The organism is Streptomyces sp. NBC_00376 (genome assembly GCF_036077095.1).
GTDB lineage: Bacteria > Actinomycetota > Actinomycetes > Streptomycetales > Streptomycetaceae > Streptomyces.
On sequence record NZ_CP107960.1, the window covers coordinates 4,581,134 to 4,597,941 of the forward strand.

Annotated in this window: 14 protein-coding genes and 1 pseudogene; 4 read left to right on the forward strand and 11 right to left on the reverse strand. The window is 71.8% G+C overall.

The genetic code is table 11. From position 1 onward, the window contains the following. Positions 1 to 27 precede the first annotated feature (27 nt). Positions 28 to 1,533: an alpha/beta hydrolase gene (locus tag OG842_RS20720; RefSeq protein ID WP_266731541.1), complete on the forward strand. Its 1,506-nt coding sequence runs from the start codon at positions 28 to 30 to the stop codon at positions 1,531 to 1,533. A 73-nt stretch (positions 1,534 to 1,606) separates the two neighbouring features. Here OG842_RS20720 and OG842_RS20725 read toward each other — a convergent pair. Further along, positions 1,607 to 2,233 (reverse strand): annotated as a pseudogene (locus tag OG842_RS20725) (phosphoribosyltransferase); the annotation flags it as partial. A gap of 83 nt (positions 2,234 to 2,316) precedes the next feature. On the opposite strand from OG842_RS20725, the gene OG842_RS20730 reads away from it, so the two are divergent. Then, positions 2,317 to 3,129, forward strand: a complete 813-nt coding sequence (locus tag OG842_RS20730; RefSeq protein WP_266731543.1) for an HAD-IIA family hydrolase — start codon at positions 2,317 to 2,319, stop codon at positions 3,127 to 3,129. Positions 3,130 to 3,133: 4 nt separating this feature from the next. Here OG842_RS20730 and OG842_RS20735 read toward each other — a convergent pair whose 3' ends face one another. From OG842_RS20735 to OG842_RS20760, 6 genes are all read right to left on the reverse strand, one after another. Then, positions 3,134 to 3,931: a VOC family protein gene (locus OG842_RS20735; protein WP_266731544.1), complete on the reverse strand. Its 798-nt coding sequence runs from the start codon at positions 3,929 to 3,931 to the stop codon at positions 3,134 to 3,136. Between the two features lie 93 nt (positions 3,932 to 4,024). Next, entirely contained in the window at positions 4,025 to 4,714 is a 690-nt protein-coding gene (locus tag OG842_RS20740; RefSeq protein ID WP_266731545.1) for a response regulator transcription factor, read from the reverse strand. Further along, positions 4,711 to 5,943, reverse strand: coding sequence for a sensor histidine kinase (locus OG842_RS20745; protein WP_266731547.1), 1,233 nt, complete (start codon positions 5,941 to 5,943; stop codon positions 4,711 to 4,713). Before OG842_RS20745 ends, OG842_RS20740 begins: the two co-directional genes overlap by 4 nt. Before the next feature lie 165 nt (positions 5,944 to 6,108). Further along, positions 6,109 to 8,325, reverse strand: coding sequence for an MMPL family transporter (locus OG842_RS20750; RefSeq protein ID WP_266731549.1), 2,217 nt, complete (start codon positions 8,323 to 8,325; stop codon positions 6,109 to 6,111). A 245-nt stretch (positions 8,326 to 8,570) separates the two neighbouring features. Then, positions 8,571 to 9,311 carry an alpha/beta hydrolase gene (locus tag OG842_RS20755; protein ID WP_266731551.1) on the reverse strand — a complete coding sequence of 247 codons (741 nt, stop codon included), beginning with the start codon at positions 9,309 to 9,311 and terminating at the stop codon, positions 8,571 to 8,573. A 287-nt stretch (positions 9,312 to 9,598) separates the two neighbouring features. After that, complete coding sequence (locus OG842_RS20760) at positions 9,599 to 10,612, reverse strand: helix-turn-helix transcriptional regulator (protein ID WP_266731553.1); 1,014 nt, start codon at positions 10,610 to 10,612, stop codon at positions 9,599 to 9,601. Positions 10,613 to 10,675: 63 nt separating this feature from the next. On the opposite strand from OG842_RS20760, the gene OG842_RS20765 reads away from it, so the two are divergent. Together OG842_RS20765 and OG842_RS20770 are read left to right on the forward strand one after the other, a co-directional pair. Further along, positions 10,676 to 11,656 (forward strand): DinB family protein, encoded by a 981-nt coding sequence (locus tag OG842_RS20765; RefSeq protein WP_323185767.1) that lies wholly within the window; start codon positions 10,676 to 10,678, stop codon positions 11,654 to 11,656. Between the two features lie 30 nt (positions 11,657 to 11,686). Next, positions 11,687 to 12,340: a class I SAM-dependent methyltransferase gene (locus tag OG842_RS20770; protein ID WP_266731555.1), complete on the forward strand. Its 654-nt coding sequence runs from the start codon at positions 11,687 to 11,689 to the stop codon at positions 12,338 to 12,340. A gap of 39 nt (positions 12,341 to 12,379) precedes the next feature. Here the strand turns inward: OG842_RS20770 and OG842_RS20775 are convergent, their stop codons facing one another. From OG842_RS20775 to OG842_RS20790, 4 genes are all read right to left on the reverse strand, one after another. Beyond that, positions 12,380 to 12,871 carry a CAP domain-containing protein gene (locus tag OG842_RS20775; protein ID WP_323185768.1) on the reverse strand — a complete coding sequence of 164 codons (492 nt, stop codon included), beginning with the start codon at positions 12,869 to 12,871 and terminating at the stop codon, positions 12,380 to 12,382. Positions 12,872 to 13,096: 225 nt separating this feature from the next. Beyond that, positions 13,097 to 13,876 (reverse strand): enoyl-CoA hydratase/isomerase family protein, encoded by a 780-nt coding sequence (locus OG842_RS20780; RefSeq protein ID WP_266731557.1) that lies wholly within the window; start codon positions 13,874 to 13,876, stop codon positions 13,097 to 13,099. Further along, positions 13,873 to 15,006: a cytochrome P450 gene (locus OG842_RS20785; RefSeq protein ID WP_266731558.1), complete on the reverse strand. Its 1,134-nt coding sequence runs from the start codon at positions 15,004 to 15,006 to the stop codon at positions 13,873 to 13,875. The genes OG842_RS20780 and OG842_RS20785 overlap by 4 nt, the downstream gene beginning before the upstream one ends. A gap of 351 nt (positions 15,007 to 15,357) precedes the next feature. Then, entirely contained in the window at positions 15,358 to 16,758 is a 1,401-nt protein-coding gene (locus OG842_RS20790; RefSeq protein WP_266731560.1) for a cytochrome P450, read from the reverse strand. Positions 16,759 to 16,808: the final 50 nt, after the last annotated feature.

The window sequence follows — 16,808 nt, forward strand, 5'->3', positions numbered from 1 at the left end:
GCGGTCGCGCTCAACCAGCCTTGTGGCATGAGGACTTACGGAAAATCCGCCGCGTTCGTCGCCCTGTCCGTCACCGCCGTCGCCACCGTTCTCACCGGGGCCGCGACCCCGCGAGCCGTCGCCTCGGCCAACACCGCGCCCGCGCTCTCCTGGCGTCCCTGCGACACGGCCGGCGGGCCCGTCGGGCGGGAGTGCGCCGAGTTGCCCGTACCGCTGGACTACCGGGACCCGGACGGCCCGCAGCTCTCGCTCGCGGTGACCCGGGTCCGCAGCGACCGGCCCGCCGCGCGGCGCGGGACGCTGGTGGTGATCGCCGGTGGTCCGGGTACCTCCGGGGTGCAGCGGGTGACGGAGAAGGGGGAGCGGCTGCGGCAGGCGACGGAGGGGCGGTACGACATCGTGAGCCTCGACCCTCGCGGGGTCGGCGGCAGCACGAAGGCGAGCTGCGGACTCGACCCGGAGGACCGGGAGCTGGTGAACATGCGGTCCTGGCCCGCCGCCGACGGCTCGATCACCGGGAACGTGACGCGCTCCCGGCGCATTGCCGAGGCCTGTGCGCGCAACGGCGGAGCGGTGCTGCGGAGCCTCACCACGGCCAACGAGGTGCGGGACATCGACCGCTTCCGGCAGGCGCTCGGTGAGGAGAAGCTGTCGGCCTGGGGGATCTCGTACGGCACCTACGTCGGCGCCGTGTACGCGCAGAAGTACCCGCAGCACACGGACCGTTGGGTGCTGGACAGCAGCGGCGACCCGGACCCGTCGCGCGTCGCGCAGGGCTGGATGGCGAACATGGCGGTGGCGGCGGAGGACCGGTTCCCCGACTTCGCGCGGTGGGCCTCCGACCCGGCCAGGGACGAGGAGGGGCTGCGGCTCGCGCAGCGGGCCGAGGACGTGCGGCCGCTGGTGCTGGGGCTGGCGGCGCGGCTGGACCGGGAACCGAGGGAGTCCACCACGCCGGGCGTTCCGCTGACCGGCAACCGGCTGCGTCAGGCGCTCCAGATGGCCATGTACGGCGACGACGCCTTTGCCGAGTTCGCGAGGCTCGTCCAGGCGGCCCGGAGCGCCTCGGTGAAGCCCGTGCTGCCTGCCGCACTGAGCGGGCCGCTGCCGGACGCGGACGCGGCGGTCTCGATGGCCGTGGTCTGCAACGACGTGCGCTGGCGGGGCACCGTCCCCTCGTACCGGCGCGCCGTCGCCGCCGACCGCGCGAAGCATCCGCTGACCGCGGGGATTCCGGTGAACGTCACCCCGTGCGCCTTCTGGAAGGACGCTCCTGCCGAGCAGCCGACCAGGATCACGGACCAGGGACCGTCCAACGTCCTGATGATCCAGGGCCTGCGCGACCCGTCGACGCCGTACTCCGGCGCGCTGAAGATGCGGGCGGCCTTCGGGGACCGGGCCCGTATGGTCGCCGTCGACCACGGTGGGCACGGCATGTACCTGGGCAACGGGAACGCTTGCGGCGACGGCGTGGTCACCACGTTCCTGAACACCGGGACCCGGCCGGAGCGGGACGCGTACTGCGCGGGCTGACCGCGGCGCCGGGCCGTGGCCGGGCGGGCGCCCCCGCTCAGTCGCAGCCCGGTGTCACATGTCCGCTGTTCCTGGCCTGTGCCAGCAGGGAGACGACCTCCTCGTCGGAGGTCTGCGTGAAGTCCCGGTACCACTCGCCGACCGCGTAGAACAGGGGCGGCACCGACAGGCACACCACCTCGTCCGCGCTCCGGCGCAGCCGCACGACCGCGTCCGGCGGTGCCACCGGGACGGCCGCCACCACGCGCGCCGGCTGCTGTGCCCGTACCACCTGGCAGGCCGCCTCGGCGGTGGCGCCGGTCGCGATGCCGTCGTCCACGACGATCACCGTCCGGCCTGCGAGCGGGGTACGTACCCGGCCGGCCCGGTACACCTGTGCCCGCCGTACGAGCTCCGCCTCCTCGACCCGTTCGACCGCCGCGAGATCCTGCTTCCCGGCCCGCAGCCGGAAGGCGATGTCGTCGTTGATGACCCGGACCCCGCCCTCGCCGATGGCGCCGAACGCCACCTCCTCGTGGTGCGGCACGCCGAGCTTGCGGACGACGATCACATCGAGTTCGGCACCGAGCGTCTGGGCCACCTGGAAGGCCACCGGGACTCCGCCGCGGGGCAGTCCCAGCACGACGGGGTTCTCCCGTTCGAGGTGGTGCAGCGCCTCGGCCAGCTGCTGGCCCGCGTCCTCGCGGTCGGAGAACAGCACGGTGGTTCACCCCCAAGCAGGCTTCCCTACCTTCGAAACAACCCCATGTGCGACACCCCCGCAACTCGGGCAAGGTCGGTTGTATGGGACGAATCGGAGCGGTTCTGATCGATATCGACGGAGTGCTCACGGTGGCGTGGAAACCACTGCCCGGCACTGTCGCGGCGATGCGGCGCCTGCGCGAGGCGGGCCTCCCGCTGGTCCTGGTCACCAACACCACCTCCCGCACCCGTGCCTCGGTCGCCGCGAAACTCGCGGGCCAGGGCTTTCCCGTCACGGCCGAGGACATCCTCACCGCCCCGGCCGCCACCGCGGCGCATCTGCGCGAGCACCACCCGGGCGCCCGCTGTCTGCTGATCAACTCGGGGGACATCCGGGACGATCTGGCGGGCGTGACCCTGGTCGATGAGGGGGGCGAGGACGAGGGCGAGGGCGAGGCGCCGGATGTCGTCGTCATCGGCGGGGCCGGGGACGCCTTCGGCTACGCGGAGCTGAACCGCGCCTTCCGGCATCTGCAGCGCGGCGCCCGGCTCGTGGCCATGCACCGGAACCTGTACTGGCGCACGGCCGCCGGGCTCGACCTCGACACCGGGGCCTTCCTCCTGGGACTGGAGCGGGCGGCCCGGACCGAGGCGGAGATCACCGGCAAACCGGCCGGATCGTTCTTCGCCGCGGCCCTGGCCCACCTCGGCGTCACCGCGTCCGAGGCCCTGATGGTGGGCGACGACATCGAGTCGGACGTGCTGGCGGCCCAGGCCGCCGGGCTCACCGGCGTACTCGTCAGGACCGGCAAGTACCTCCCCGAGACGCACCGCGCGGCCGAGGGCACCCCGGACCACGTGATCGACTCCTTCGCCGACCTGCCCGACCTGCTGGAGCGGCAGACCCGGTCCTGACGGCTCAGGACACCGGCTTCGTCTTCGGGATCTCGCCCTCGGTCGTGTTGACGTCGATGACGGAGAACGCCGCACCCTGCGGGTCCGTCAGCGCGGCGAACCGGCCGAACGGCATGGTCATCGGCCCGAACCGCAGGACGCCGCCGCGCTCGGTGGCCTTCGCCACCGCCGCGTCGCAGTCGGCGACCGTGAAGTACACGTTCAGGTGCGGCGGAACCTCGGGCGGGAACTCGTCGCCCATCTTCATCCGCCCCATGACGGTCTTGTCGCCGAGGTTGAACATCCGGAAGTCGACGTGCTCGTCCGCCATCTCCACCATCGAGTACGGGAAGACGGCGGGGAAGAACGCGTCGGACTTCTCGGGCTCCCGGGTGAAGACCTCGGCCCAGCAGAACGCGCCGGGCACCGCCTGCGCCTCGAAGCCCTCGTGGGTGCCGGCCTGCCACACGCCGAAGACGACGCCGCTGGGGTCGCGGGCCAGCAGCATCGTGCCGAACTCGCCGACCTGCATGGGGTCCATCAGGGTCTCGCCACCGTTGTCGCGGATCTTCGCGGCCGTGGCCTCGGCGTCCGGCGAGGCCAGGTACAGACACCAGGCCGAGTGGCCCTCCTGGCCGGGCATCGGCGGCACCACCGCGGCGACCGCCTTGCCGTCGGCGTACGCCTGCGTGTAGTTGCCGAACTCGGACGAGGACTCGCCGAACGTCCAGCCCAGCACATCACCGTAGAAGCTCTTCGCGCCCTCCAGGTCGGCGAACATCGCGTCGGCCCAGCACGGTGTGCCCTCCGGTTGTACAGCCATGACCCTGACTCCTTCGCGCTCGGTGGGGGTGGTCCGGCTTTTCACGCTAGCCAGCGGACCGCCTCCCCGCGCGCCGAGCACGCGGGCCCCGGGCTACCCGGCCGCGCCCCGGCCCTGCGGCGGGTCCACCCGTACCAGGCCCGACTGGTAGGCCATGGCGACCAGTTGGGCCCGGTGCCGGGCGCCCAGCTTCGTCATCGCACGCCCCACGTGGGTGCGTACGGTCAGCGGGCTGACGTGCATCCGGGCGGCGATCTCGTCGTTCGACAGGCCCTCGGCGGCCTGCGCCATGACCTCGCGCTCGCGGGCGGTCAGCACGTCCAGGGACTCGGGCGCGGCGACGCCGCCCTCCGGGCGGGCCAGGTAACGGGTGATGAGGGCCCGGGTGGCGGTCGGGGACAGGAGCGTGTCGCCCGCGGCCACCGTCCGGATCGCGTCCAGGAGCTCCTCGGGGCCGACGTCCTTGCCGAGGAAGCCGCTGGCGCCCGCACGCAGGGCGCCGGCCACGTAATCGTCGATCTCGAACGTGGTGAGGATGAGGATGCGGGTCTGTCGCAGCGCCTCGTCGCGGCAGATCTCCTCGGTGGCCGCCAGCCCGTCCATGCCCGGCATGCGGATGTCCATCACCACCACGTCCGGCGCGGTGGCGCGGGCCTGCTTCACCGCCTCCCGGCCGTCCGCCGCGACACCGACCACCTCCATGTCGTCGTTCGACTCGATCAGCAGCCGGAAGGTCCCGGCCAGCAGCGCCTGGTCATCGGCCAGCAGTACCCGGATGGTCACCGCGCCGTCCTCTCCTCGTCGTCCTGGTGGGGGTCGGGTTCCGCCGGCCCCGGGGCCTCCAGGGGAAGTTCGGTGGTCACCTCGAAACCGCCGCTCGCCCGGTGCCCGGCGGCCAGCCAGCCGCCCGCGGACAGGGCCCGTTCGCGCATGCCGATGAGGCCGTAGCCCGGCTCGCCCGCCGTGCGGGGTTCGTGTCCGTCGTCGGTGATGGTGAGGGAGAGCAGCCGGCGCGTGTAGCGGAGCCGGACCGACGCCGTCGCGGACCCCGCATGCTTGGTGACATTGGTCAGTGCCTCCTGCACGATCCGGTACGCGGTCAGGTCCGTGCCCGACGACAGGGCCCGCTCCTCGCCCTCCACCGACACCGAGACGACGAGCCCCGTCCGCTCGAACGAGGCGACCAGCTCCGGGAGCTGGGCCAGCCCGGGGGAGGGTTCCAGCGGCGTCTCGGGGTCGCCCTCGCGGCGTAGCAGGCCCACGGTCGCCTTGAGCTCGCGCAGGGCGGAGGAGGTGGTTCCGGCGAGCTGGTCCATCATGTCCTGCGCCTGCTCGGGGCGGCTGCGCAGCAGGTACGCGGCGGTGGCCGCCTGGGCGTGGGCGAGGGCGATGTGATGCGCGACGATGTCGTGGAGCTCGCGGGCGATCCTGGTCCGTTCCTCGCTCACCCGGCGGCGCGCCTCCTCCTCGCGGGTGTGTTCCGCCAGTTCGGCCCGTGCCTCCACGGCGGCGAGATGGTCGCGCCGGTTGCGTACCGACTCACCGACGGCGCCCGCCAGCAGCACGCACGAGAGGGTGCCGACCTGGTCGGGCCGCAGCAGCGCGCCGTGGCCCCAGCCGACGGAGACGAGGGCGAGAGCGACGGCCATCCCGGCCGTGTACGTGATGGTCGTGCGCAGGTCCGTGCGCAGGGCCAGGAGATAGAGGGCGACCAGGGCGGCGCCGACGACGCTGGGGCTGGGGTCGAACCCGATGCGGCCGCCCATGACGCCCAGGACGCCGCCGCACACCGTCGTCACCGCGACCACCGTGCGCGGGAACCTGCGCTGTCCCAGCAGCAGAACGGCGGAGGGCACGACGGCGACCAGGGAGAAGTCGAGCGTCGGAACGCGGACGATCCGGGCGCCGGTCAGGGTGCTGGAGAAGACCGCGAGGAGCCACAGCACCACGGCAATCGCCACGTCGACGGCCCGTGGGTGGCGTCGGGCCCACTGCCACCAGTCGGCGAACACGCAGTCTCTCCTTCTCTTCCGGCTCTTCCAGCTCTTCCGAAAAGTCCCTGTCCGACCATCCATGGTCCTCGACTCGCCCGCCCGCCTGCGCGGTGAGACCGGAGGCCCGTCCGTCACACGCACGACGGACGGGCCTCCGGCCGCCTCACATCACTCCACCGCGACTCACGCGCGTACGGGATCGGGGGCGGGTTCCGCCGCCGACGCGGGCGCCGACGGGTCGCCGTGGCTCAGCTTCTCGCCCTCGACGTCCACCTGGGGCACGACGCCCGCCAGCCACTTCGGCAGCCACCACGCCCGGTCGCCCAGCAGGGCGAGCACGGCCGGGACGATCGTCATCCGGACGACGAAGGCGTCGAAGAAGACGGCCGAGGCGAGGCCGACACCCATCATCTTGATCATCGACTCGCTCATCCCGATGAACCCGGCGAACACCGCGATCATGATGACGGCCGCGGCGCCGACGACCCGGGCGCTGTGCCGGAACCCGGTGACGATCGCCTCGCCGGGCCGCTCCCCGTGGACGTACGCCTCCCGCATCCGGGTCACGAGGAAGACCTCGTAGTCCATGGCCAGCCCGAAGACCACACCGATCAGGAAGATCGGCGTCATGCTCATCACCGGCCCGGTCTGCTCGACGCCGAGGGTGTCGGCGAGCCAGCCCCACTGGAAGACCGCGACGATCACGCCGAAGGCCGCCGCCACCGACAGCAGGAAGCCGAGTGCCGCCTTGAGCGGGACCAGCAGCGAGCGGAAGACGACCATCAGGAGCAGGAACGCCAGGCCGACGACGAGCGCGAGATAGGGCAGCAGCGCGTCGTTGACCTTCTGCGACACGTCGATGTTCACCGCGGTCGCGCCGGTGACGAGCACATTCGCGCCGGTCTCGGACTTCAGGTCACGGGCCTCGTCGCGGATGCTGTGGACGAGGTCCGTGGTGTCCGCGGAGCTCGGCCCGGTGGAGGGTACGGCGGTGAGCACCGCGGTGTCACCGGCCTCGTTGAAGGCGGGAGGAGTCGTGGCGACGATGCCGTCGGTGGCGGTGAGCCGCTTCGCGGCCCGTGCCGCGGCGGCCTTCGGGTCCTCGGCGGTCTTCGCGTCGACGACGACGGTCAGCGGTCCGTTGAAGCCGGGGCCGAAGCCGTCGGCCAGGGCGTCGTAGGCGCGGCGCTGGGTGGTCGAGGTGGACTTCGACTCGTCGCCCGGCATGCCGAGCTGGAGATCGAGCGTCGGTACGGAGATCAGGCCGAGGCCGAGAATGCCGAGCATTAGGACCGCGAGCGGCCGGCGGATCACGAAACGGGCCCAGCGGGTGCCCAGGTTGGGCCGGCCGTCCCTGGCACGCTGGCCGCCGCGCCCCTTGCTCCCCTTGCGCCGGGTACGCGGCAGGACGGCATCGCGGAAGAAGCCGAGCAGCGCGGGCAGCAGGGTCATCGCGACCAGGACGGCGATCACGACGGTGGACGCCGCCGCGAGGCCCATCTTGGTCAGGACCGGGATGCCGACCACGGACAGGCCCGCCAGCGCGATGACGACGGTGAGACCGGCGAAGACGACCGCGGAGCCCGCCGTGCCCACGGCCCGTGCCGCGGCCTCCTCGGCGTCGTGGCCCTCGGCGCGTTCGGTCCGGTAGCGCGAGACGATGAACAGGGCGTAGTCGATGCCGACCGCGAGCCCCAGCATCAGCGCGAGCGTGGTCGTCGTCGTGGACATCCCGATCGCGACGATCGAGGCCACCCCGATGCCGATGCCGACGATCGCGGTGAGCAGCGGGAGGCCCGCCGCGGCGAGCGAACCGAAGGTGATGAGCAGGACGACCGCGGCGGCGGCGACGCCGACGAGTTCCGTCGTACCACCCAGCTCGCCCTCCGGCACCAGGGCCGATCCGCCGAGCTCGACGGTCAGCCCCGCGTCCCGCCCCTTCTCGGCGGCGTCCTCCAGCGCCTTGGTGGTGGCGTCGGTGAGATCGATGCTCTGTACGTCGTACGAGACGGTGGAGTACGCGGTGGTGCCGTCCTTGCTCACCGCCCCGGCCATCTTGAACGGGTCGAGGGCGCCCTTGACCTGGTCGCCGCCCGCCACGTCCGCGACGATCCTCTCGATGGCCGCCTTGTTCGGGCCCGCCGTGACCTTCTGGCCCTCGGGCGCGACGAAGACGATCCGGGCGTCGGCGGCGTCGGAGTTGCCGCCGGGGAAGCGCTGGTCCAGCAGGTCGAACGCCTTCTGCGACTCCGTCCCGGGCATCGAGAACCCGTCCTCGGGGGCGGCCGGGGCCTTGGCCGCGGCGAAGGCGCACGCGGCCAGGACCACCACCCAGAGCAGGGCGACGAGCCGGCGTCTCCGGAAGGAGAAGCGGCCCAGCCGGTAAAGGAAAACAGCCACGAGGAGGCGCTCCAGTCTCTCGAAGGAATGCCTCGATCCTTCGCGAACGGGTGCGTCATCGTCGTCGTGCGGCTGCATGGAGTCGTACGTACTGTCGCTGCAGTACGCGGCCGGTCCGCCCTGCCCCCTGAAGAGGACGCCGCGGGCGTGTCGTGTCGGCCGCCGCCATCGAGGAGGGCCGGGGCCTGTCCTCGATGGCGGCGGCCTGGCCGACGCGCCTACCGCCTGCTGCCGGCCGCCCGGCCTTACTTCAGGTGCCGGGTGAAGAACTGGGCCGCGGCGTCCCCCGCGAACTGCGGGACGCCGGTGTGTCCGCCCATGTTGGCGTGCAGCGTCTTCTCCTCGGAGCCGAAGGCGTCGAACAGGTCCAGGGCCGACTGCCGGTCGTTTCCTTCGTCGTCCCACTGCAGCAGGACGTGCAGCGGAATGGTGACCTGCCGGGCCTCATCGAACATGGTGCGAGGCACGAAACTCCCGGCGAACAGAACGGCGGCCGAGACGCGCGGCTCGACCACCGCCAGCCGGGTCCCGATGGAGATCACTCCACCCGAGTACCCGACCGGGCCGCCGATCTCGGGCAGGGCAAGGAGGGCGTCCAGGGCGGCCTGCCATTCCGGAACCGCCTTTTCGACCAGCGGGAGGACGAGGGCGTCGACGATCTCGTCGCTGACCGGCTCGCCGGCCGCCAGCGCCCGGCGCAGGTCGGCGCGGGCCTGCTCGACGGCGGGCCAACGGGGCCGGTCGCCGCTTCCGGGGAGCTCGATGGTGGCCGCGGCGAAGCCGTCCGCCGCGGAGTGCCGGGCCCGGGCCACCAGCCGGGGGTACATCTTGTGCAGCCCGAGGGGAGGGTGGCCGAGCAGGATCAGTGGTGCCGGTGCGGATGAGGACGCGGATGCGGGCGTCCACAGGATGCCGGGGATCTCGCCGAGGGTGAATTCGCGTTCGAGGACGCCGTCGTCGAGACGCTGTTCGGAAGTGAATCGCATGGTCGTGCCTTTCGGGAGTGCGCTTGAACGGCGCTCCCGGACGACCTGCCTATCGCCCGACCGTGACCCCGGAGGGGAGCACCCATGTCGATACTGCGTTCACGGGTACCACCTCCTCGTTCTCTCGCACGGCCTCCGGAAAGCTAGCAGGTGGCCGCCGTGGTCCGCCAACAGGTTTTTGGCTCCGGGGCGGAGGTCCCGCCCGTGCCGGCGGTGCGATCGCGCGAAGTTCCGTTCGCGTGAGGGGAGATCGCGTGGCGGGAAACGGGAAGGCGCGCCACCGGGATTCATCGCTGGACGCGATCCCCGGCGCGGTCGTCCTCCACCGGGGAGATCGCTGCGCCGGCCGACAGCAGCCGCTGCGCCAGCTCGCGGCAGCGCGCCCCGAGCTCCGGAGGGTCGAGTACCTCGAAGTCGTGTCCCAGCAGGAGTACGTGCATGAGCACGGCGTCGAGGCGCTCGGCGCCACTCAGCACCTCGCAGCGTTCGCTCCCGCGCTGTCGTACGACGGCCGCCGACGCCGGAATCTGCGCGCGCACCGTGTCGGCCGACGCGTGCACGAGGAAGCGCGCCCGCTGCGGGTAGACCCGGCTCGCCACGCCCTCCTGCACGTACGTCACCGCGTCGGGCGCCGCGCGCGGGCGGAAGTGCCAGGTGCGTGCGGAGACTTCGGTCATCCGGTCGACGCGGAAGCTGCGCCAGTCGGCGCGATCGAGGTCGTACGCGAAGAGGTACCAGCGCCGGTCGGAGGCGACCAGGCGGTAGGGCTCGACCCGCCGCCGTCGCACCTCGCCCCCGGACGGGTGGTCGAAGCCTGCCTCGACCTCGTCGCGGCAGGCCCTGGCCAGCGTCATGAGTACCTCGGGGTCGACCGGCGTGCGCCCTGTGTCGAAGGACTCCACCGAGCCGGAGAGCGCGCGCACCTCGTGCCGCAGCCGGGCGGGCAGCACCTGGTCGAGCTTGGTGAGCGCCCGGAGCGCGGCGTCGCCGGCGCCGGTGACCGCGCCGCCCGCGCCGACGAGCAGCGAGACCGCGGTGGCGATGGCCTCCTGGTCGTCGAGAAGCAGCGGCGGCAGCTCCTGCCCCGCGCCGAGCCGGTAGCCGCCGCCGACGCCCTGGGCGGCGTGCACCGGATAGCCGAGAGCGCGCAACCGCTCGACATCGCGCCGTATCGTGCGCGGCGTGACCCCGAGCCGGTCGGCGAGCTCGGGGCCCGTCCAGACCTGGCGCTGCTGCAGCAGCCCGAGCAGCGTGAGCACCCGCTCCGTCGTACCCCGCTCGTCCCCGCTCGCCGTATTCATGCCGCCCCACCCTGCCAGAAATAGCGGACCGATCCTGTCCGCCAGAGGTGTCAGAGTGACGCCATGGACGCAAACGAACTCGACTTGAACCGCACGCTGCGCGAGCAGTTGGAGTTCCACTGGAACCACCAGCTCCGAGCCCGGCTGGAGGGCATGACCGACGACGAGTACTTCTGGTCGCCGGTGCCGGATGCCTGGAGCGTGCGGCCGCGCGGCAGCTCGACGGCGCCCGTGCAGGCCGGTGCCGGGGACTTCACGATCGACTTCGCCTTCCCGCAGCCGGTCCCCGCGGCGTTCACCACGATCGCCTGGCGCCTCGGCCACGTCATCGTCGGCGTGCTCGCCGCACGCAACGCGGCGCACTTCGGCGCACCGGCGGCGTCGTACGAGACCTGGGAGTACGCCGGTAACGCGGCCACCGCGCTCGACCAGCTCCAGACCCAGCTCGACGTCTGGCTGGAAGGGGTGCGCGGCCTCGGCGACGCCGGGCTCCGGGTCCCGGTCGGCGAGAAGGAGCCCTTCCCCGAGCTGCCCATGGCCGACCTGGTGCTGCACATCAACCGCGAACTGATCCACCACCTGTCCGAGGTCTGCCTGCTGCGCGACCTCTACCTGCACACGAAGCCCGGCACCTCTGGGGAGCGACACATGGCCGCGAGGACGACACACCTCGACCCCGAAGAGCTCCACAACAACCCTGCCTTCACGCAGGGGGTGATCACACCCGCCGCCGCCCGCACGGTCCATGTCGGTGGTCAGCTCGGCACCGACGGAACCGGGAAGCTGCTCGACGGCATCGAGGCGCAGTCCACTCAGGCCATGCGGAACGTGCTGACCGTGCTTGCCGCCGCGGGCAGCGGTCCCGAGCATGTCGCCAAACTCAACATCTACCTCGTCAACGGAGTCGACGCGCAGGTGGCGTACGCGGCGTCGCGATCGGTGTGGGGCGATCACCGCACGGCCATCACGGTCGTCTCCACCGCAGGACACGCTCGACCGGGCGCGCTCGTGGAGATCGACGCGGTCGCGGTCATTCCCGAATAGGGCGGGCCCGCGGGCCAGTAGCCTTCCGCCATGAGCGATCGGATGACCGCTGACGGAGACAGCATCCGCCGGGCCAGGGGAACGACCGGGTATGCCGGGGCGGCGGACGCGCTGGCGGTCCAGTACGAGGAAGTCACCTTCGGCGAGGTCCACCGCGACGTGCTGGGCCTGGTACCCGCCGAGCCTGTGCGGATCCTCGACATCGGCGCGGGTACGGGGCGCGATGCTGCCGCGTTGGCAGCCCTGGGCCACGACGTCGTGGCCGTCGAGCCGACGGCGGAGCTGCGGGCGCACGGACAGCGCATCCATGCGGGCAGCGCGATCGGCTGGGTCGACGACCTTCTTCCTGAGCTGGCGCTGCGTCAGCATCCGGGCCGGTTCGACGCGATCTTCGCCACTGCGGTGTGGATGCATCTGGACGCCGGGGAACGCGGGCAGGCGATGGCCAGGATCGCCGCCCTGCTGATGCCCGGCGGCCGGTTCTTCGTCAACCTCCGCCACGGACCCGTGCCCGAAGGCCGCCACATGTTCGACGTGTCCGCTGCTGAGACCGTCGAGCTGGGTGCTGCGCACCGCCTGCGGACGGTCCTGAGCAGCGAGCGTGCCGATCTCCATGGCCGGGACAGCGTCCGGTGGAGCTCGCTCGTGCTCCAGGCGGAGGACTCCCGCGACGCACTCGGCTGATCCCGACGGCGTGCCGCGCGGCACGCGGGACTGCCGGGTTCAGCCCGAGGCCGTCCCGAAGTCCTGCGTCCAGTAGTTGCCGGGCCGGGCGTGGCCCACGCCGATCTCCTTGAACGCGCAGTTGAGGATGTTGCGCCGGTGGCCGGGGCTGTTCATCCAGCCCGCCACGACGCTCTTGGGGGTGGTGTAGCCGTGGGCGATGTTCTCGCCGTACGCATGCCAGCCGTAACCGGCGCGCGCGATCCGGTCGTCCGGAGCCGAACCGTCGGAGCCCGTGTGGGACATATTCTCGCGCGATGCCATGTCCGTGCTGTGGGCCTGGGCGGCCTTCCTCAGCTCTGCGTTCATCTTCAGCGGCGGGCACCCCACCTTGCGGCGCTCTCTGTTGACGAGCTTCAGCACGCGGGCGTCGGCGCCGGACGCCTTCGGGGCGCTCGTGGAAGCGGCGGGCTTCTCGGGCGGGGCGTGGCTGCCGGCCATGGCGGCGGTGGGGATGCTCACGGCCCCCGCTGCGACGACAGCGACGGTCATCTTCCGGTAGGGCATCTTCCTGCGGTGCTTCCTCACGTATGGGACCTCGCTCGTGGTTGCGGGGCAGCGGGGAGCACTACCCGGGGTCGCGGAGCCGCATGGCTCCGTTGTCACCACCGGTGGCGAGGAGCCCAGCCGTCGGCCGGGACGCCGATGGGCGCCGCCGTCCCCGTCGCGCCGTCCGAACTCCTGCCGCCGTCGTCGCTCCCAGTATTGTCCGTCCTCCTACCGCCGCCGGGTCGCCGCCGCGACGGTGGCCATGAGTTCCGCGTCAAGTACGGACGGGTCGGCCAGCCGGGTCGGGGCGGCGTACGAGTTGAGCAGGGCCTTCGTGACGCGCAGGGCGGCCTCGGGGCGGCGCACGATGGGCTTGGCCCAGGCGGTGACGGCCGCGTCGAGTTCGCGCTCGGGCACGATGCGCTGGAGGACCGACAGCTCGTGCGCCTCGATGGCGTCGAAGGCGCGTCCGGTGAGGATGAGTTCGCGGGCGCGGGCGGCGCCGACCTCGTGGATGAGCCGTGGCAGTACGCCGCCCCAGGCGGTGGGCAGCCCGAGCGCCAGCTCCGGCAGCCGGAAACCGGCGGTGTCGGCGCCCACGCGCAGATCGCAGGCGAGGGCCAGCGCGAGGCCCGCGCCGATCGCCTTGCCCTGGATCCGGGCGATGGTGACGGCCTGACTGGTGGAGATCGCCTCGCAGACCCGGCGGGCCTTGTCGCCGGCGATCCGGATTCCCCGCCCGGTGGGGTCCTCGTCGAGCCAGTCGGCGAACTCGGTCCGGTCGCCGCCCAGGCAGAAGTCGTCACCGGCCCCGCTGAGCACCAGCACCCGGACGTCGGGGTCCGGCACGGCCAGGACCGTCAGCAGATCGTCCAGCATCGCCTCGGTGACCGCGTTGCCGTTCTCCGGGGTGTCCAGCTCCACGCGCAGGACGGCGCCCTCGCGCTCGGCGCGTACCGTGCTCGGCCGCCGGAACGGGGTCAGGTACTGCGGGAGCGAGAGCTTCATGTCGCCACGCCCAGCGAGGTGATCCGCCGGAAGACCAGCCGGGAGGCGTAACCGGCCGGCGAGACGGAGCGCAGGGTGGGGAAGCGTTTCAGCAGCTGCGTCAGGAGGGTGCGTGCCTCCAGGCGGGCGAGGGCCGCGCCGAGGCAGTAGTGCACACCGCCGCCGAAGGTCAGGTGCGTTCCGCCGGTGCGCTGCACGTCGAAGGCGTCCGGGTCGTCGTTGCGCCGGGGGTCGTGGTTGGCGGCGCCGTACATCACGTGGACCATGCTGTCCTTGGCGATCGGAACGCCCGCCAGCACGGTGTCCTCGGCCGCGATCCGGGTGTTGATGTGGATCGGCGGGTCGTACCGCAGGACCTCGTCGACGGCTGCGTCGATGTACCCGGGGTTCTCCGCGAGCCACGCCCACCGGCCGGGTTCCCGCAGGAGCAGATCCACCATGGCCGACAGCAGCGTGGCGGTCGTCTCCAGCGAGGCGATGGTGACGAACATGGTGAGCCGGTAGAGGATCTCGTCCGCCGTGTCGCGGTCGGGCTCCCGCGCGTCCCAGGTGTGGATCCAGTCGGTGAGGACATCGTTGCCGGGGCTGGCCCGGCGCTGCTTCACGAGCTCGGTGAAGTAGCTGCGCAGGTGGAGGGTCGCCTCGGCGGAGACGGCGAGCTGGCTCTTGGTGGGCAGCAGCTCCTGGGCGTGCACCTGGTTGTGGGTGATCTGCAGGATGTGGGCGTAGTCCTCGGGCGGTATCCCCAGCCAGGCGCCGATGGTGCTGATCGGGAGCTGCTCGCTGACCGTGCTGACGAGGTCGGCCTCTCCCCAGCGCAGCTTGTCGGCCAGTTCGTCCAGGAGCCGGGTGACGTGCTCCTCGACCTGCGGGGTCAGCCGCTCGATGGTCGACCGGTCGAAGAGGTTGCCGAGGCTGCGGCGCTGGCAGGTGTGCTCGGGTGCGTTGAGCCGGGAGAGCGTCTTGGTCATCTCCTGCGTGGCGACGGCCTCCCAGCGCTCGGTGTCCGCCTGGCGTTCCTGCCAGGCGAAGTCGGGCGCCAGCCAGTTGCGCCCGCGCAGCACCTCGCTGCACGCGTCGAAACCCGTGACGAAGTACGCGTCCCAGGGGGCGCGTACGACGTCGCCCATGTTCCTCAGATCGGCCAGCAAGGGGTAGGGATCAGCCTGCCCCTCGGGCGATTTGAGACGTCTCAGGAGGGAGATGAGGGCACGGCGGTCTACGGGGGGCCTGTCTGTGCCACATATAGCGCTCACGCAGAGTTCCTTGACCTGGGCTCATGGTTACCGGCAGAACCTACCCCTCCGCATATGCCAGCCATGCGTGGATCTTTGTTGCCCGTATCACAGAGAAACCCTGCTTCAGCCCCTTGTCATCGGCCCCTCGTGCCCCAACTTCCTCCTGTGTCACTCCAGTTGCGTGTGCGATAGGCCGGGTTATGCGTACAAGTCGTCCGGCGCACCTTGATCATGTCCGGTGCGTCACACCCTGAAGACGTCCAGGAAGGAGCTCCACCAGCCCTTGGTCTTCTTCTGCGGCTCCGCGTGGGTGTGGTCGTGGTGCGCGGCCGGCGCCTCGTCCGGGAAGGCATTCCGGGACGGAACGGGCGACTGCGCCACCGATGCCGTGGTGGTCCGGCGGGCCGGGGCGGCGGTGAAGTGCACGGGGAGTGACACCAGGGCACGGTGGAAGGGCCCCGGCCGCCATTCGACCGCGGAGGGCGAAACGGCGAGAGCGAGGTCGGGCACCGAGTTGAGGATCTTCTCGATCGCGGTGAGGGCGATGAGCTGCGCGGGGGACTTCGCCGGGCAGACGTGCGGGCCCGCGCCCCAGGCCAGATGGGCGCCCTTGCTCAGGGTCTGGCGGGCGTCGGTGAGCGCGGGGTCGCTGTTCGCGGCGGCGAAACTGATCAGTACCGGGGTGTCCGCCTTCAGCGTCACCCCGCCCAGGTCGATGTCCTGGACCGGGTAGTGCGTCGCGTAGTTGGCTATCGGCGGGTTGTTCCACAGCACGTCGTCGAGGGCGTCCTCGACCAGCATCCCGGTACCCCGCCGGTGCGAGACCCCGGTGTCGTTGGACAGCATGAGGAGCAGCGCGTTGGCGATGAGGTTGCGCTCCGGCTCGACGCCCGCACCCATCAGCATGACGAGCTGGTCCTTGAGCTCCTCGTCCCGCAGCCCCGCCGGGTGCTGGATGAGCCAGGAGGTGATGTCCTCGCCGGGCTGGCGCCGCTTGAGCGCGACGAGCTCCATCAGGCACTCGGTCAGCTCGGCGTTGGCCCGGAGCACGTCCTCGCCGTCGAAGATCGCGGACATGCTGCGGGTCAGCCGGTCGCCGATGTCGCCGGGGCAGCCGAAGAGCTGGTTGAACAGCAGCAGCGGCAGCAGCTTGGCGTAGTCGCCGAGCAGGTCCGCGCTGCCGCGCTCGATGAACTGGTCGATGAGGTAGTCGGCGATCCGCTCCACGTCCCGGCTGAGCCGGGTGGTGCTGAGCCGGCCGAGGCTCTCGGTGACCGCCTTGCGCAGCCGGAGGTGTTCGGTGCCGTCCGTGAACAGGCAGTTGGGCCGGTACGCCATCATCGGCAGCACCGGGCTGTCCAGCGGTACCCGGCCCTCCCGCAGTGCCGCCCACCGCCGCGAGTCCCGGGCGAAGTAGGACGGGTTCTGCAGCACCCGGAGCGCGGCCTCGTGCTGCACGATCAGGGTGGCCTCCACGCCGGGGGCCAGCTCGATCGGAGCGGCGAGCCCGTGCGCCCGGAATTCGTCGTACACGCGCTGCGGGTCGGCGGCGAACTCCGGCCCGTAGAGCGACGTCTGGCGCCCACCGCGCATCGGGCACCCGGTGGGTGCGCTGTACGGGGTGGATCCCGGCGACGAGTCCATGTGTGATTCCTAGGTGTGAACGCGGACCCGAGGGCCCGGACGGCGGAAGG

Excerpts from the sequence above, each read along its gene's own strand:
- OG842_RS20720 (WP_266731541.1), top strand. The coding sequence starts at position 28 with ATGAGGACTTACGGAAAATCCGCCGCGTTCGTCGCCCTGTCCGTCACC.
- OG842_RS20790 (WP_266731560.1), bottom strand. The coding sequence starts at position 16,758 with ATGGACTCGTCGCCGGGATCCACCCCGTACAGCGCACCCACCGGGTGC.
- OG842_RS20785 (WP_266731558.1), bottom strand. The coding sequence starts at position 15,006 with ATGGGCGACGTCGTACGCGCCCCCTGGGACGCGTACTTCGTCACGGGT.
- OG842_RS20765 (WP_323185767.1), top strand. The coding sequence starts at position 10,676 with ATGGACGCAAACGAACTCGACTTGAACCGCACGCTGCGCGAGCAGTTG.
- OG842_RS20780 (WP_266731557.1), bottom strand. The coding sequence starts at position 13,876 with ATGAAGCTCTCGCTCCCGCAGTACCTGACCCCGTTCCGGCGGCCGAGC.
- OG842_RS20735 (WP_266731544.1), bottom strand. The coding sequence starts at position 3,931 with ATGGCTGTACAACCGGAGGGCACACCGTGCTGGGCCGACGCGATGTTC.
- OG842_RS20730 (WP_266731543.1), top strand. The coding sequence starts at position 2,317 with ATGGGACGAATCGGAGCGGTTCTGATCGATATCGACGGAGTGCTCACG.
- OG842_RS20775 (WP_323185768.1), bottom strand. The coding sequence starts at position 12,871 with ATGACCGTCGCTGTCGTCGCAGCGGGGGCCGTGAGCATCCCCACCGCC.
- OG842_RS20755 (WP_266731551.1), bottom strand. The coding sequence starts at position 9,311 with ATGCGATTCACTTCCGAACAGCGTCTCGACGACGGCGTCCTCGAACGC.
- OG842_RS20760 (WP_266731553.1), bottom strand. The coding sequence starts at position 10,612 with ATGAATACGGCGAGCGGGGACGAGCGGGGTACGACGGAGCGGGTGCTC.
- OG842_RS20770 (WP_266731555.1), top strand. The coding sequence starts at position 11,687 with ATGAGCGATCGGATGACCGCTGACGGAGACAGCATCCGCCGGGCCAGG.